General features: G+C 43.7%; 12 protein-coding genes and 2 tRNA genes. 6 read left to right on the top strand and 8 right to left on the bottom strand.

The features are described 5' to 3' along the window. Nucleotides 1–27 precede the first annotated feature (27 nt). A complete protein-coding gene (gene ponA, locus HX743_RS12395) occupies nt 28–2,589 on the top strand; it encodes a penicillin-binding protein PBP1a (protein WP_178319361.1) in 2,562 nt (853 codons plus the stop codon). A 123-nt stretch (nt 2,590–2,712) separates the two neighbouring features. Here ponA and HX743_RS12390 read toward each other — a convergent pair whose 3' ends face one another. The 8 genes from HX743_RS12390 to HX743_RS12355 form a co-directional block, all read right to left on the bottom strand. Then, on the bottom strand, nt 2,713–3,516 hold the full coding sequence (locus HX743_RS12390) for a putative RNA methyltransferase (RefSeq protein WP_178319360.1): 804 nt from the start codon (nt 3,514–3,516) through the stop codon (nt 2,713–2,715). Between the two features lie 71 nt (nt 3,517–3,587). After that, complete coding sequence (mraY, locus tag HX743_RS12385; protein WP_178319359.1) at nt 3,588–4,706, bottom strand: phospho-N-acetylmuramoyl-pentapeptide-transferase; 1,119 nt, start codon at nt 4,704–4,706, stop codon at nt 3,588–3,590. Further along, complete coding sequence (gene murF, locus HX743_RS12380; protein ID WP_178319358.1) at nt 4,707–6,116, bottom strand: UDP-N-acetylmuramoyl-tripeptide--D-alanyl-D-alanine ligase; 1,410 nt, start codon at nt 6,114–6,116, stop codon at nt 4,707–4,709. A 9-nt stretch (nt 6,117–6,125) separates the two neighbouring features. Continuing rightward, complete coding sequence (locus HX743_RS12375) at nt 6,126–7,619, bottom strand: UDP-N-acetylmuramoyl-L-alanyl-D-glutamate--2,6-diaminopimelate ligase (RefSeq protein ID WP_178319357.1); 1,494 nt, start codon at nt 7,617–7,619, stop codon at nt 6,126–6,128. Between the two features lie 10 nt (nt 7,620–7,629). After that, nucleotides 7,630–9,453: a penicillin-binding protein PBP3 gene (gene ftsI / locus HX743_RS12370; protein ID WP_131260649.1), complete on the bottom strand. Its 1,824-nt coding sequence runs from the start codon at nt 9,451–9,453 to the stop codon at nt 7,630–7,632. A 12-nt stretch (nt 9,454–9,465) separates the two neighbouring features. Further along, nucleotides 9,466–9,795: a cell division protein FtsL gene (gene ftsL / locus HX743_RS12365; protein WP_372238848.1), complete on the bottom strand. Its 330-nt coding sequence runs from the start codon at nt 9,793–9,795 to the stop codon at nt 9,466–9,468. A gap of 11 nt (nt 9,796–9,806) precedes the next feature. Then, nucleotides 9,807–10,718 carry a 16S rRNA (cytosine(1402)-N(4))-methyltransferase RsmH gene (rsmH, locus tag HX743_RS12360; protein WP_004974437.1) on the bottom strand — a complete coding sequence of 304 codons (912 nt, stop codon included), beginning with the start codon at nt 10,716–10,718 and terminating at the stop codon, nt 9,807–9,809. Nucleotides 10,719–10,915: 197 nt separating this feature from the next. Then, complete coding sequence (locus HX743_RS12355) at nt 10,916–11,929, bottom strand: sulfate ABC transporter substrate-binding protein (protein ID WP_096901291.1); 1,014 nt, start codon at nt 11,927–11,929, stop codon at nt 10,916–10,918. 504 nt (nt 11,930–12,433) lie between these two features. On the opposite strand from HX743_RS12355, the gene HX743_RS12350 reads away from it, so the two are divergent. The 5 genes from HX743_RS12350 to HX743_RS12330 all read left to right on the top strand — a co-directional run bounded on the left by HX743_RS12350 (nt 12,434) and on the right by HX743_RS12330 (nt 15,112). Next, on the top strand, nt 12,434–12,721 hold the full coding sequence (locus HX743_RS12350) for a hypothetical protein (protein WP_178319356.1): 288 nt from the start codon (nt 12,434–12,436) through the stop codon (nt 12,719–12,721). A 141-nt stretch (nt 12,722–12,862) separates the two neighbouring features. Next, nucleotides 12,863–14,371: a glutamate--tRNA ligase gene (gltX, locus tag HX743_RS12345; protein WP_096901292.1), complete on the top strand. Its 1,509-nt coding sequence runs from the start codon at nt 12,863–12,865 to the stop codon at nt 14,369–14,371. Nucleotides 14,372–14,428: 57 nt separating this feature from the next. After that, a tRNA-Ala gene (locus tag HX743_RS12340) sits at nt 14,429–14,504 on the top strand. Between the two features lie 36 nt (nt 14,505–14,540). Beyond that, a tRNA-Glu gene (locus tag HX743_RS12335) sits at nt 14,541–14,616 on the top strand. Between the two features lie 154 nt (nt 14,617–14,770). Beyond that, nucleotides 14,771–15,112, top strand: a complete 342-nt coding sequence (locus tag HX743_RS12330; protein WP_004974430.1) for a hypothetical protein — start codon at nt 14,771–14,773, stop codon at nt 15,110–15,112. Nucleotides 15,113–15,197: the final 85 nt, after the last annotated feature.

Genomic DNA, 15,197 nt, shown 5'->3' with positions numbered 1-15,197 from the left:
ATTAGCGCTTATTAAAACGCACTTGTTATGAAAAAGCTATCTTGTTCGGGTCGTGTTCATCCATTTTTTTTGATCATAATTATAATTTTGGTCGCAATACCGATGGGTTTCTATGGCATGTATCTCTATATTGCCCCATCTTTGCCAGAAATGACCACCTTAAAAAAAGCGCCATTATTAAAACCATTGCAGGTTTATAGTGCCGATAATGAGCTAATTGCCGAGTATGGCGGCAAGCTTTCTGTGCCTGTCGATTATGAACATATTCCTGAAAAATTCATTTTTGCATTCTTAGCTGCAGAAGATTCTGCCTTTTTTGAACACAGTGGGATTAGCTTCAAAGGCTTAGGGCGCGCGTTGAGCGAGGCGGTAACAGGCTCCAATGTGCAAACTGGCGGCTCAACCATTACCATGCAAGTGGCAAAAAACTATTATCTCAGCCCTGATCGTACTTTAAAGCGTAAACTCACCGAAATCTTTTTAGCGCGTAAAATTGAACAGAACCTGAGCAAAGAAGAAATTTTGACTTTATACGTCAATAAAATCTTTTTGGGTAAAAATGCCTATGGCATCGCGGCAGCTGCCAAAATTTATTACAACAAAAGCTTAGAAGAGCTGACAATTGCACAAATGGCGATGATTGCAGGCTTACCTAAAGCACCTTCACGCTACAATCCAGTGGTGAATCCTGAGCGTGCTTTGGAGCGTCGTAACTGGATTTTGGGACGTATGCTGCAACTGGGCTATATCAACCAAAATGAATACCAAAAAGCCATTGCTGAACCGATTAATTTAGATATGCCAGACCGCAGCATCAGCAATAAACATCCGTATATTGGTGAAATGGTGCGTGCTGAACTGGTCAGTAAATTTGGCGAACAAGCGGTTGATTCGGGCTATAAAGTTTACACCACGGTAGACAGCAAACGTCAGATGTATGCAGAACAGGCGGTACAAGAAGGCTTAGAAGCCTATGACCGTCGCCACGGCTGGCGTGGTGCAGAGGCACACGACAAACCGCTGAATGAGTTTCGTGCTTATGCCAACACCTACCCTGCGCAAGTCAGCAAAGTGCTGAATAATTCTTTTGAAGCGTTAATGCAAGATGGCACAACAGTTACTGTACCATGGTCAGGTATGTCTTGGGCGCGCCCCTATCGCAATGCCAACAGTGTAGGCAATGCGCCAAGTCGTGCGGCACAGATTGTAAAAGTCAAAGATATTGTCCGTTTAAGTCCAAATGAAAATAAAACCGCTTGGTCATTGGTACAAGTACCGAAAGTGCAAGGTCAATTGGTCGCAATTAACCCGAATAATGGCGCCATTGAAGCGTTGGTTGGTGGCTATAACTTCTATCAATCTAAGTTCAACCGTACTTTACAAGGTTGGCGTCAACCGGGTTCCACCATCAAACCTTTTGTGTATGCTCTGGCTTTAGAGCGTGGTATGACGCCACACACCATGGTCAATGACAGTCCAATCACCATTGGTAAATGGTCACCACGTAACTCCGATGGTCGCCATTTAGGCATGATTCCGTTACGTCGTGCTCTCTATTTATCTCGTAACACGGTTTCGGTACGCTTATTACAAGAAGTCGGTATTGAGCGTACCCGCCAACTATTCATGGATTTTGGTTTGCAGGAAGATCAGATTCCGCGTAACTACACCATTGCATTGGGTACACCACAAGTTTTGCCTATTCAAATGGCAACGGGCTATGCCACTTTTGCCAACGGTGGTTACCGTATTCAACCGCACTTCATTAACCGTATTGAAGATGCTTATGGCAAGGTGATTTATCAAGCTAATCCTGAATATGCGTGTATTGCTTGTATTAACGCCAAAGAACAAACACTTGAAAGTGCCGAAGCCACTACGCCAGATGATGAAGTGATTGAAGTGATTGAAGTGACCAATAAAAAACTGGCACAGGCCGAACAAGATCCAAAATTATTGGCAGAGCGTAGTCAGTACAAACAGGCACAACGTATTTTAAAATCTAGCTCGGCGTATGATATGTCCAATATTTTACGTGACGTGATTCAACATGGTACTGGACGTGCTGCGCTTAGAATTGGTCGTGGCGATATTGGCGGTAAAACAGGAACCACCAACGATGCCAAAGATGCTTGGTTTGCAGGTTTCAACGGTAAACTGGTGACCGTAGCTTGGGTCGGCTTTGACCAACCGACCACTTTAGGACGTCGTGAATACGGTGGTATCGCAGCGCTGCCAATTTGGACAGACTTTATGGGTAATGCACTCAAAGGCACACCTGAAGCATGGGTCAGTTTAGACAGCAAAGCCAAAGCGCCACAGCGTGAACTCAATCAAATGAGCGCAGAACAACAGCAGGATTATCGTGCTTCACCGCCATTGGCACGACCATTGTATCGACCTGCACCTGCAGCACCAGTACGCGCGCCTGAGCGTGATTTTGACGACTTACCAGGCGAGGAAGTGTTAATTCCTGACAATGCTGCACCGCCTGCCATGCAAGCGCCAAACAACAGCTCTGCCAAACCTAATGCGGCCCCCAAACCTGCTCCCGATGCATTAGAAAACTTAATTGATGAAGTCTTATAACCGCAGATAAGCAGTCAGAAAAAAGCCCTCATTTACAAAAATAAGGGCTTTTTTATGGGTACAACTTAAACTTTACTGACAGTCAGTTTTTCAAAAGTATGAGTTTGACAGAAGCACTCAAACTTACTTTTTCTGAAACAGATAAATTTGATGCTGTGCTGTCACATCAAATTGGGTTTGTTGTTCCAAGGTCTGACGACGCTCTGCTTTGGCTTTGTAAGCATAAGGTGTCATAGCAATTAAATGATTTAAATCGTTTTGATTGAGCTGTAACGGCGTTTCCACCACGCTAGCATCGACTAAATCAAAGTCATCTTGCAATTGAGCGATAAATTTTTCAGGTTCATGCGGCTTCACTTCTTCAAACAAAGCTTGACGCATCGCCAATAAATGCTCAGGCGCAGGCGTTACTACCAACAAATAGCCTTGTGGTTTTAAAACCCGCAAAATTTCCTGTTGTGGAATTGGGCTAAACAAGCTGGTACATAAATCAATACAATGTTCTAAAACAGGCAAAGTTGCCCCTGTCCCCACCACCCAAGTCACTGCGGGATTCAGTTTCGCCGCCACTTGTACGGCATTCTTGGCAATATCCACCCCGACACACTGCAACACTTCGCCTTGCATGGCAGCGGTGTAATAGCCTTCACCACAGCCAATATCCAACAAATTTTCGATGCGTAAGGTGCGAATTTTTTGCACCACTGCCTGTTGCAAGGGCGCATAATGCCCTGCACTTAAAAATGCACGACGTGCCTGCACCGAAGCAGGTGTATCCCCTGGATTTTTACTGTGCTTATGTTGCACCACATGTAAATTGACGTAGCCCTGTTTCGCAACATCATAACTGTGATTGCTGGCACAACGCCATGTTCGATCATGCAGTTGCAATACCTGACGACATACAGGACACATCAGCAAATTCATCATTTTCTCCAGAGTGAACCACATAAAAAAGTCGGCGAGTGCCGACTTTTAAAATTTTCGGTTGGATAGGCTTAACGTAATTTTAAAGTCATTAAACCTAAAACCACCAGCATAATTGTGATAATCCAGAAACGAATCACCACTTGAGTTTCACGCCAGCCTTTCTTTTCATAGTGGTGATGCAACGGCGCCATTAAGAATACCCGTTTATTGCGCATACGTAGTGAGCCAATTTGCAGGAATACCGAAATCGCTTCAACCACAAACACTCCGCCCATAATCGCAAACACGATTTCCTGACGTACCATCACGGCAATCGTACCCAGCATTGCCCCCAAAGACAATGCGCCGACATCGCCCATAAAGACTTGTGCAGGATGCGCGTTATACCACAGGAAGGCTAAGCCTGCTCCAATCATCGCGGCACAGATTACCACCAACTCAGACGCATATTTCACATAAGGGATATGCAAATAATCAGCAAAACGAACATCCCCCGCCAAGTAGGCAAAGACGCCCAAACCTGCCGCAACCAACACGATTGGCATAATTGCCAAGCCATCTAAACCATCAGTTAGGTTCACCGCATTTGAGGCACCATTAATCACCAAATAGGTAAAGATAATGAAGCCCATACCGAGTGGAATCAACGACAATGGAATGCTGAAATCTTTAAAAAATGGAATCAACACATCCAGCATATCTGCAGTTTGTGCAGGATTTGGCTGTTGGGTTGCAATCACATACAATGCAATACCCGCACCCAATGATGCTACCGAAGTCCAGAAGAATTTTTTACGCGCTGGCAAACCCGCATTGTCTTTGTAGCGAATTTTAATCCAGTCATCTGCCCAGCCTACAGCGCCAAAAATGACCATAACTGCCAGTACAATCCAGACGTAAGGGTTAGATAAATCTGCCCATAAAAGGGTCGAAATACCAATGGAAAGCAGGATTAATACCCCGCCCATGGTTGGCGTACCCATTTTTTTGGCATGCCCTTCAGGTGCATAAGAGCTGACTGCCTGACCGTATTTTAATGCTTGTAATTTACGAATCATCACAGGGCCAAGCACCAAGCCAATGCCAAGCGCAGTCAATACACTCAGTAATGAACGTAATGTTAAATAACGAACCACCTGAAACGAGCTGTTATAGCCCGCCAGCTGTTCAAATAACCATAACAGCATTTAAATTTTCTCCATCAATGCAGCCATCAACGTTTCCATATGGGTATAACGAGAACCTTTAAATAGGAAACTCATGGACTGAGGTTGATGTGTTTTTACCAGATCAATTAAAAACGGTAAGGCTTGTTCTTGAGTGACAAAAGCCTGTAATTTTTTTCCATATTGGGTACTACGTGCACCTTCTTGGGTCGCGGGTGCAAATTCACCGACCGCCACCACAAAGTTGATGCCACGAATAGACACCAAGTCACGCCCCAACATATAGTGCTGTTGTGCTGCACTATTGCCCAACTCGCCAATATCACCAATGACCATAACCCGCACGCCTGTTTGCTGTGCAAGGACTTCGCCTGCAGCACGCATAGAGGTTGGATTGGCATTATAGGTGTCATCAATAAATAAATGCGTGCCTTGCTGAATAAAGTTCAAACGACCTTTTGCCCCTTGTGCCTGCTCCAAGCCTGCGACAATATCATCTAAACTTACACCAATTGCCAGTGCAAAAGCGGCAGCAGCCATAGCATTTTGTACATTGTGTTCACCTGCAAATGGCAAATGAATCTGACGCACACCATGCGTGGTATTTAAACAAAAACTTGCCGATTGTGGCTGCAACTGAATGTCTGTCGCAAACACATCACCGCCTTCACCAAAACTTAGACGCTGTTCCGACTGAACCGCTTGCTGAATCTGTTCGGCAAAATCATCGCCAGCAGGGACAATGGCCGTGCCTTGTAGGGCAATGTGTGCATAAATTTCAGACTTAGCCCGACAAATGCCCTCTCGTCCACCAAACTCACCCAAATGCGCAGTACCAATATTGATAATGCCTGCCACCTGCGGCTGCACCAAGTTTGAGGTGTAATCGATTTCACCTTGATGACTGGCGCCTAATTCCATCACTGCATATTGATGGCTAGCATTCAACTCCAATAACATCATCGGCACACCCAAGTCATTATTCAGGTTGCCACGGGTAATTAAAGTCGGTGCCAAACGTGACAAAATACTACCGAGCATTTCTTTAGTGGTGGTTTTACCGCTACTGCCTGTTAACGCAATCACTTTTAATTGAGGATGTTGCTGACGACGAAATGCGCCCAAGTGTCCTAAAGCTAAACGGGTATCAGGCACGACCAATTGGCAAATATCTGCGTCTACAGGCTGGCTGACTATTGCCATAGAACAGCCCTGAGTCGCTACTTGTGCTACAAAGTCATGCGCATCAAAACGCTCACCTTTTAAAGCCAAAAAGGCATCGCCTGCTTCAGCATGGCGTGAATCGGTTAAAATACGTTTAATCTCGTCTTGCGGTGATTGCCCATTGAACCAATAACCCTGTGTTGCCTGTTTGAGTTGTTCGGCAGTCCAAGGTTCTAAAATTGCGGTACTGGTGGTGGAAGTGTGCATACAAATTCCTTATTGGGCAGGATAAGCAGTAGCTGAACAATGCTGTGCATCAATCGCAGATTGCACTTCAACCACATCGTCAAACCAGTGTCTTACCCCATCTATTTCTTGATAGTTTTCATGACCTTTGCCTGCAATCAAGACAATATCGCCTGACTGTGCATGTTTGACTGCATATTTAATCGCTTCACGACGATCATGAATTTCATGGCTCTGTGCCACCGACAAATCGACACCCGTCTGCATATCGGCAAAAATTTGCAAAGGATCTTCTGTACGCGGGTTATCAGAAGTCAAAAGCACAACATTGGCATAGTCCAATGCCGCTTGGGTCATCAGTGGGCGTTTACCACGATCCCGATCTCCACCGCAGCCAAACACCGCCCAAAGCTGTGCGCTAACATGGCGTTTTAAGGTTTGCAACACTTGAATTAGGGCATCTGGCGTGTGTGCATAATCCACCACAAATAAACGCTCTGCATCACGCAACACTTGCATACGCCCCGGTGCGCCTTTAAGTTGTGCAGTCGTGTGTATTAAATCCTGTAATGCAAAACCTGCTTGCTCTGCTGCGATTAAACTCGCGACCAAGTTTTCAACATTAAAATGTCCGAGCAACGGACTTTGCACCACATATTCTGCCGTAGCAGTTTGTAGATGGAAACGTACACCATTCAGACTGTATTCAATCTGCTGTACTTGATAGTCTGCCGCTTGCTGCGTGGAATAAGTCAAAATTTTCGGTTGCGCAGGGTTCTGTTGCGCCGCTTGCAACATGATCCCAGCATATTCATCATCTAAATTGACAATTGCAACTTTTAAACTGGCAAACTGAAACAGCATGGCTTTGGCTGCAGCATACGCCTCTAAAGTACCGTGATAATCCAAATGATCACGGCTCAGGTTGCTATATACCGCAATTTCAATATCGCAGCCATTTAAGCGCCCTTGCTCCAAACCATGTGAACTGGCTTCAATTGCGGCAAATTTTGCCCCCTGTTGTGCATAGCTGTATAAAGCATTTTGCAGTTGCAAGGCATCTAAAGTGGTATGTGTTGAAGCTTCCAAATTAGGCAAAATTCCGTTGCCTGTGGTGCCCATTACCGCACAGCGTTGGGCTTGTAACATTAACAACTCAGCAATTAAGCGGGAAATCGTGGTTTTACCATTGGTGCCCGTGACTGCAAGCATACGCGCTAAAGGTACAGGCTGTCGTGCTTGTAAATATTGTTTTTGCCACTGTCCCATGCGCTGACGCACATCTGGCACCACCAAATTATTGGCAACTGCCAGTTCAGTTTCCGAAATCACCGCCAAAGCACCTTGATCTAAAGCTGCTTGTGCAAATTGTGCGGTTTTTTCAGGCTGCGACAAACTGGTCAGGGCAATAAAAATTTGCCCTGCTGTCACATGGCGGCTGTCAAGTTGAAAGCCCTGAAAGTCTTGTATCATCCAATCTGCAACGCGGGAACTGCGATAAATATTTTGAAAGCTGATAGACATGCGTCACCTGTTATTGGATGTTGGGAGTTTCTAAAGGTTTATCTAAAGGTACGTTCATTAAACGTAAAGATTCTTGCATCACACGAGCAAATACAGGCGCTGCCACCAAACCACCATAATACTGTCCTGTTGGATTTTCCACCACGACAACCATGGCTAAACGCGGATCACTGACTGGTGCAACCCCAGCAAACAAGGCACGATATTCAGTCTGTGAATAGCCTTTGCGGTCTGCACGAAGTTTATGCGCTGTTCCCGTTTTACCTGCAACCCGATAGCCTGGAATATTGGCTTGACGTGCCGTACCACCGGGTAACGTTACGGCTTCCATCATCAGTAGAACTTGATCGGCAATTTTAGCATCAACAATTTGTTCGCCTTTAGGCTGTTCTTCTAATTTGTATAAACTCAGCGGCATTTTTACGCCTTTATTGGCAAGCATGGCATAGGCATCTGCCAATTGCAGCACAGTGGCGTTCAAACCATAACCATAAGACATGGTCGCCACTTCCGACACATTCCACTTGCTTGGCGGCAAAATTAAACCTGCACTTTCACCCGGAAATTTCACTGCAGAACGCGCACCAAACCCTAAACGCTTATAAAAAGTCGGCAAGGTCGCATACGGTAAAGATAAAGCAATTTTCGCCACACCCACGTTTGACGATTTTTGGATAATTCCCGCCAAAGTCAGTGAGCCATAATTGTGGGTATCACGAATGGTGTGATTACCCACCCGCATTGAACCACCACTTAAATTGACCACGGTATTCGGTGAATATTTGCCACTTTCCAGTGCCATTGCCACCGTCATAGGCTTCATGGTCGAACCCGGTTCAAAAGAATCCACCGCACCACGGTTACGCATGGCATCTTTATTGGACAAACTTTTTTTGTCATTCGGGTTATACGACGGCCAACTGGTCATCGCCAAAATTTCACCCGTTTTCACATCTACCGCAATTGCTGTGGCTGAACGGGCATTATTTGCCACCCCTGCTGCAGTCAATTCACGATACATAATGTATTGCAAACGTGAGTCGATACTCAGGGTAATATTTTCGCCCGGTTCAACCTCTCTCACCACTTCTGGGTCTTTGACACGGTTACCCTTTTTATCGCGCACGATTTGCTGTTCACCATCCACGCCTGCCAAGCGGGTATTTAGCTGCATTTCCAAGCCTTCAATGCCTGTGCCTTCACTATTGGTCAAACCAATAATTTGTGCATTCGGCTGTGGCTGCGGGTAATAACGCTTATAGTTTTTCTCGGTATATACCCCTTGGAAATTACGTTTTAGAATCAGCTCTGCCTGTTGCGGCGGCACTTCTTTTTGTAAAACCAAATAACGTGAACGCGGACGCTCGTTCATTTTATTTTTCAGTTCTTGGCGATCCATTCCAACTGCATCGGCAAGTTCATCTAAATTCAAGTTTTTATCTGGCAATTGACGCTGCAATTTACGACTGGTCGGATTTTTTTCCAACTCGGCTGTAATTTCTTCAAACAGTTTTTTATTGTCAAAATAATCACGTGGATCAATCACCACTTTCATTACAGGGGTACTAATTGCCAAAGGCACACCGTGGCGATCATAAATCACCCCGCGCATAGCTTTGAGCTTTTCTGTTCTTAAAATATTGGCATTGGCTTTGTTTTGTAAAAAGTCATGGTTCACAATTTGCACATAAAAAGCACGTCCCACCAGTGCCACGAACACCAGCAGTACCACAGCCCACATTAAGTAAAAACGCCACATTTCTACATGAATGGCATTTTTTCCAGTTACCGATTGCTGTTTCTTTCGGGTTTGCTTTTTGCGCGTATCGACCATGTGCAACTCGCCTTATTGTTGTGCTGAAGTTGTAGGCAAAGAAATCACCACCGTTTGCTGTGCAGGCGGTGAATACATGCGCAATTGCGTCACCGCACGAGTGCCAATTTGTGCAGTTGCACCAAAGGTCTGCTGTTCAATTAACAAACGCCCCCATTCGGCATTTAAGTCATCCCGCTCGCGCATATAAGAACTCAGCTCACGATAATCATGCCGATACTCAAACACCTGAAACACCACCATAATCGCGCTGATAAACACCAGCGCCAATAAAATAAAATAGGCGACCATTTTTTTCAGTCGCACTTGAGATTGATTTTTTTCAACGCTTTCAGTTTTCATTATTGGCCTTTTCAAGCTAATCGTTCTGCAACACGTAGCCATGCGCTGCGTGAGCGTGGATTGGCTTTGACTTCTTCATCACTAGCACGCACACGTGATATTTTTTTCAATCGACGCGTATCTTGTTGCTGTTGTGGCAAGCCCCAACCCGAATCTTCAGGCAGGCTCGATTCTTTTTGAATAAACTGTTTAATTAAACGATCTTCCAAAGAATGGAAGCTAATTACCGCCAAACGACCTTCGGGTTTTAACACCTCAACGGCTTGCGGCAAGAAGTTTTCAATATCTTCTAATTCTTTATTAATCGCAATACGAATTGCCTGAAAAGTACGTGTTGCAGCGTGTTTGTTTTTTTCCCACTTCGGATGGGCAACTTTTACAATTTCAGCCAATTGTGCGGTAGTTTCAATATAACCCGCCTGTTTAATGGCTTTGGCAATACGGCGGCTATAACGCTCTTCACCATATTGAAAAATCACATTGGCTAAGGCTTCTTCTTCAATATCCACCAGCCATTCTGCCGCAGTCGGGCCTTGTGAGTTGTCCATACGCATATCAAGCGGGCCATCTTTCATAAAGCTAAAACCGCGTTCTGCCTGATCTAGCTGTGGTGACGACACGCCTAAATCGGCCATCACACCATCGACCTGAGTGACGCCCAAATCATTCAACGCTTGCTGCATATCGGCAAAACTGGCATGAATAATCTGAAAGCGCGAATCTTGCTGCGCCAATTCTGCTGCCACGGCCAAAGCTTGTGGATCTTTATCAAAGGCATAGACTCGTGCCTGCGCATCCAATTTGGATAACAACAAACGCGTGTGTCCACCTCGTCCAAAGGTGGCATCGACATAAATTCCTGTATTGCGATCTGCCAACACGGCATCAACAGTTTCATGAAGTAATACAGAAATATGCGACATAAGGTTCAATCAATACAGCTAAAATGTAACTGCACATTATTACCTTGTTTTGGCAAAGCTCCAAACGTCTTTTTGTAGATAAATATTACTTTCCATAGGGAAAACCGTTTTTGACTTTTTTAAAGCACAAAAAAATCTCCGTAGAGATTTTTTTGTGTGCCAATCCAATAAAAGATTAGCCGAAAATGGATATCTGTTTAACGCTTAGTATTATAAATTTGGTCGAAAATCGCACCATTCACAAAATGTGTTTTTTGTGCATTTTCCCAGCCACCGAACACTTCATCAATCGTGAAGGTTTTTAATTTCGGGAATTGTGCTGCATATTTTGCAAGGACTTTTTCATTACGTGGACGGTAGAAATGCTTAGCCGCCATTTCCTGACCTAAAGGTGAATATAAATAGTTGATATAGCCTGTCGCTAACCATTTATTGCCATTTTTTTCTACTGTGCGGTCTACGATTGCCACCGAAGGTTCAGTCAAAATAGAAATAGATGGATAAACAATATCAAACTTGTCTTTGCCTAAGGTTTTTAAAGTTACAAGGGCTTCATTTTCCCAAGTCAACAACACATCACCAATGCCACGTTCAGCAAATGTAGTCATCGACGCACGTGCTGCCGAATCCATCACTTTTACATTGTGGTACATCTTGCCCACAAATTCTTGCGCTTTGGCCTTAGAGCCGCCCGGCTGCTTTTCTGCATAACCCCAAGCCGATAAATACACCCAACGTGGCAAACCACCTGTTTTCGGGTTAGGGGTAATAATTTGTACGCCTGGTTTGGTTAAGTCATTCCAGTCTTTAATGTTTTTCGGATTGCCTTTACGCACCATAAAGACGATGGTCGAGGTATAAGGCGCAGAGTTATGAGGAAATTCTTTTTGCCAACCTGCTTGGATTTGACCTGACTTTACAATTTCTTCAATGTCATTCGCCAATGCCAAAGTTACGACATCGCCCTTTAAACCATCGACCACAGAACGCGCTTGCTTGCCTGAACCACCATGTGATTGTTTAAAGTTGACGTCTAAACCTGTACGTTTTTTCCAGTACTGACCAAACGACTTGTTAAATTCATCATAAAATTCGCGGGTCGCATCATACGATACATTTAAAAACTGACGATCTGCAGCCTGAGCAGTCGTTGCAGCAAAACCTGTTGCCAATAGCGCAGCAGCCAATAAAGCTTTCAATTGAGTTTTCATTACAGCACACATCACCTTTAATCTGTCGCTCAATATATGCAATGCTCAGGCGCTGCGCAATTTGTAAAAAACATGCAAAAAATGATTAAATTCAAACAATTTAGCTTTAATTAATTGTTTTTAATCAATTTAATTCAAGATGCGGCGTTTATTCCAAATTTATACCTTTTTATGGATTAGATATATAAAAAGTGAATAAAACTTTGATCCGTTTTTAGACTCAACGGTAAAATAAGCGACATCACAGCAATCAAACCCGCTTCAAAACTATTTTATTGTGACTTTTGTAACAATCTTCACGATATCTCCACAGTTGTTTGTTACAACATGTTCTAAATCAAAGATCATCTGAAAAATCGGTATATAGTGAGTAAATGATGATAAAGATCTTATTAAGAGTGTGACGCAAATCTACTTTTGTTATGATTTTTGTGATTAAATATTAAAGTGATTAAAACAATTTATAAATTGTGAGTTCACTCATAAAGGAAAGGGGGAATCAAAATGAAATCTAAACTCATGTTCGCAGTATTACTCAGCTTAAGTACAGTCGGTCACAGTGCAGTGATCAAATCTGCTGAAAGCAAAACCAATTTAACTGAGGCAAAAGGCTCTTTAATTGAAAAAGCCATTACCCAGCAAAAACAGGCAGACAAGCAAAAGTTTGAATCGAATAATGATTTAAAAGTGCTGACTTCAATTAATCTTGCCCCAACTCAAAATTTCTTTGCCTTGCAAAATCAGCGTTTTAGCCGTTTCGTACAAGCCTTATTCCCGCAAGATAACTCATAACTCCGCATTAAATTCACTGCCTTTGATCCCCTTTTCAAATGCAGTTGAAACGCCCAAGTACAGAATGTTGAATTTAACATTAAGTACTTGGGCTTTTTCGTTATAATGGTTGCAATTTACATTTTGAATTAATTTTTGCTTATGACTGTTCGTACTCGTATCGCGCCTTCTCCTACTGGTTTCCCGCACGTGGGAACAGCGTATATCGCCTTGTTTAACTTATGTTTTGCCAAACAACACGGTGGTGAATTTATTCTTCGTATTGAAGATACTGACCAACTGCGCTCAACCCCTGAATCTGAAAAAATGATTTTGGATTCATTGCGTTGGTTAGGCTTAAATTGGGCAGAAGGTCCAGATATCGGCGGCCCACATGCACCGTATCGCCAATCTGAACGTATGGATATTTATAAGCAATACGCCTTGCAATTGGTTGAACAAGGGCATGCTTTCTATTGCTTCGCTACTAGCGAAGAACTAGATCAAATGCGTGCAGAACAACAAGCACGTGGTGAAAGCCCGCGCTACGATGGTCGTGGTTTAAACTTGTCTGCAGATGAAGTGCAGCGTCGTTTAGCGGCAGGCGAAGCGCATGTTATTCGTATGAAAGTGCCAACCGAAGGCGTATGTAAATTTAATGACATGCTGCGCGGTGAAGTGGAAATTCCATGGGCGCAAGTCGATATGCAAATTTTGCTGAAAACAGATGGCTTGCCAACTTACCATTTGGCCAACGTGGTCGATGACCATTTAATGCAAATCACTCACGTGATTCGTGGTGAAGAATGGATTCCATCGGCACCGAAACACCAATTGCTTTATCAATATTTTGGTTGGGATATGCCTGTGTTATGCCACATGCCATTGTTGCGTAACCCAGACAAATCAAAATTATCTAAACGTAAAAACCCAACTTCAATCAACTACTACAAAGACATTGGCGTATTACCTGAAGCTTTGCTGAACTATTTAGGTCGCATGGGTTGGTCAATGCCAGATGAAAGTGAAAAATTCACCTTAGCCGAAATGATTGAACACTTTGATATTCAACGTGTTTCACTAGGCGGCCCTATCTTTGATGTGGAAAAACTCAATTGGCTGAATGGTCAATGGATTAAAGCGCTTTCACCTGCTGAGCTGTTAGATACCTTATTGGCTTGGAAAGCAGATCGCGCCAAATTGGAAGAGATTGCTGCCGCGATTCAACCGCGTATTAATTTACTCTCAGAAGCGGTCAATTGGTCTGCACATTACTTCAACCATTTCCCAAGCTTGAGCAAGGAACAGTTTGAAAGTAAAAAACTGTCTGAAGAACAAGTGCGTCAAAGCCTACAATTTGCAATTTGGCGTTTAGAAAGTCTATTTACTTGGAACAACGACACGGTGAGCCAAACCCTAATGGATTTAGCCAACCAAATGGAAATCAAATTGCGTGATTTCATGCCTGCGTTCTTTATTGCAATTGCAGGTTCAACCGCATCTACCCCTGTGATGCAAACCATGGTCACCATTGGTCCTGACCTGACCTTTGCGCGTTTGCGTCATGCCTTAGAAGTGGTTGGCGGACCAAGCAAAAAAGAAGTTAAAGTCTGGGAAAAACTGAATGAAAGCATCAAATTGCCGAAAAATGATGCAATTGATCCAGCTTAATTCATTTTTTTGTTGACGTGTGCGCGCAATAGCCCTAATATTGCGCTCACACAGACTGGGGTCATAGCTCAGTTGGTAGAGCGCTACAATGGCATTGTAGAGGTCAGCGGTTCGATCCCGCTTGACTCCACCAAGTTTAAATAAGGCTTTACCTGTGTTGCCTCATCAAGTCCCTATCGTCTAGAGGCCTAGGACATCGCCCTTTCACGGCGGTAACCGGGGTTCGAATCCCCGTAGGGACGCCATATTCAAGATGAATATAAATTCACTTATCTTCATCTTATAATAAAGCTCAAGCAATGACTTGGGCTTTTTTATTGCCCTGTTTTCTGACAGACTGTTTTTGATTTGCCGTACATTTGGTTAGAATAACGATCAGATTAGAATTTTGGAGTTGTAATGCAATACCGATGCCCTAAATGTCAAAGCCCAAAAATCATGCCTGTTGCGCAGGCAGGTCAAACAACACCGCGTCCTGTGGTGCCAAAAAGCTTGGTGATGCTTATTCCAGCGGTATTTGTCTTATTACTTCTTGTCTTGATCAGTATCGCCATGTGGATTTTTGGTGATGGTGCAGGCACAACCTTACAAAGCATTACTGTGGCGGTATTTGTGCTGTGTGTAATTGCAGGTTTCTTGTTTTATCGTGATTTGCCTGATTTCAAAATTTCTATGCAAGCCTTTATGCAGTCACAAAAAAAATGGAAGTGCCGTGAATGTGCACATGAGTGGGAAGTTTAAACCTCACTGGTCTACATCTAGATTAAGAAAAATGTTGCTAGGTTGATCACAAGACCACATCATCGAGCAAATATAAAAAAACCAG

Source organism: Acinetobacter sp. Swhac1, from assembly GCF_013390985.1.
Lineage (GTDB): Bacteria > Pseudomonadota > Gammaproteobacteria > Pseudomonadales > Moraxellaceae > Acinetobacter > Acinetobacter towneri.
The sequence above is the reverse complement of the archived record's forward strand: the minus strand, read 5'-3'. Positions and strand labels throughout refer to the sequence as shown.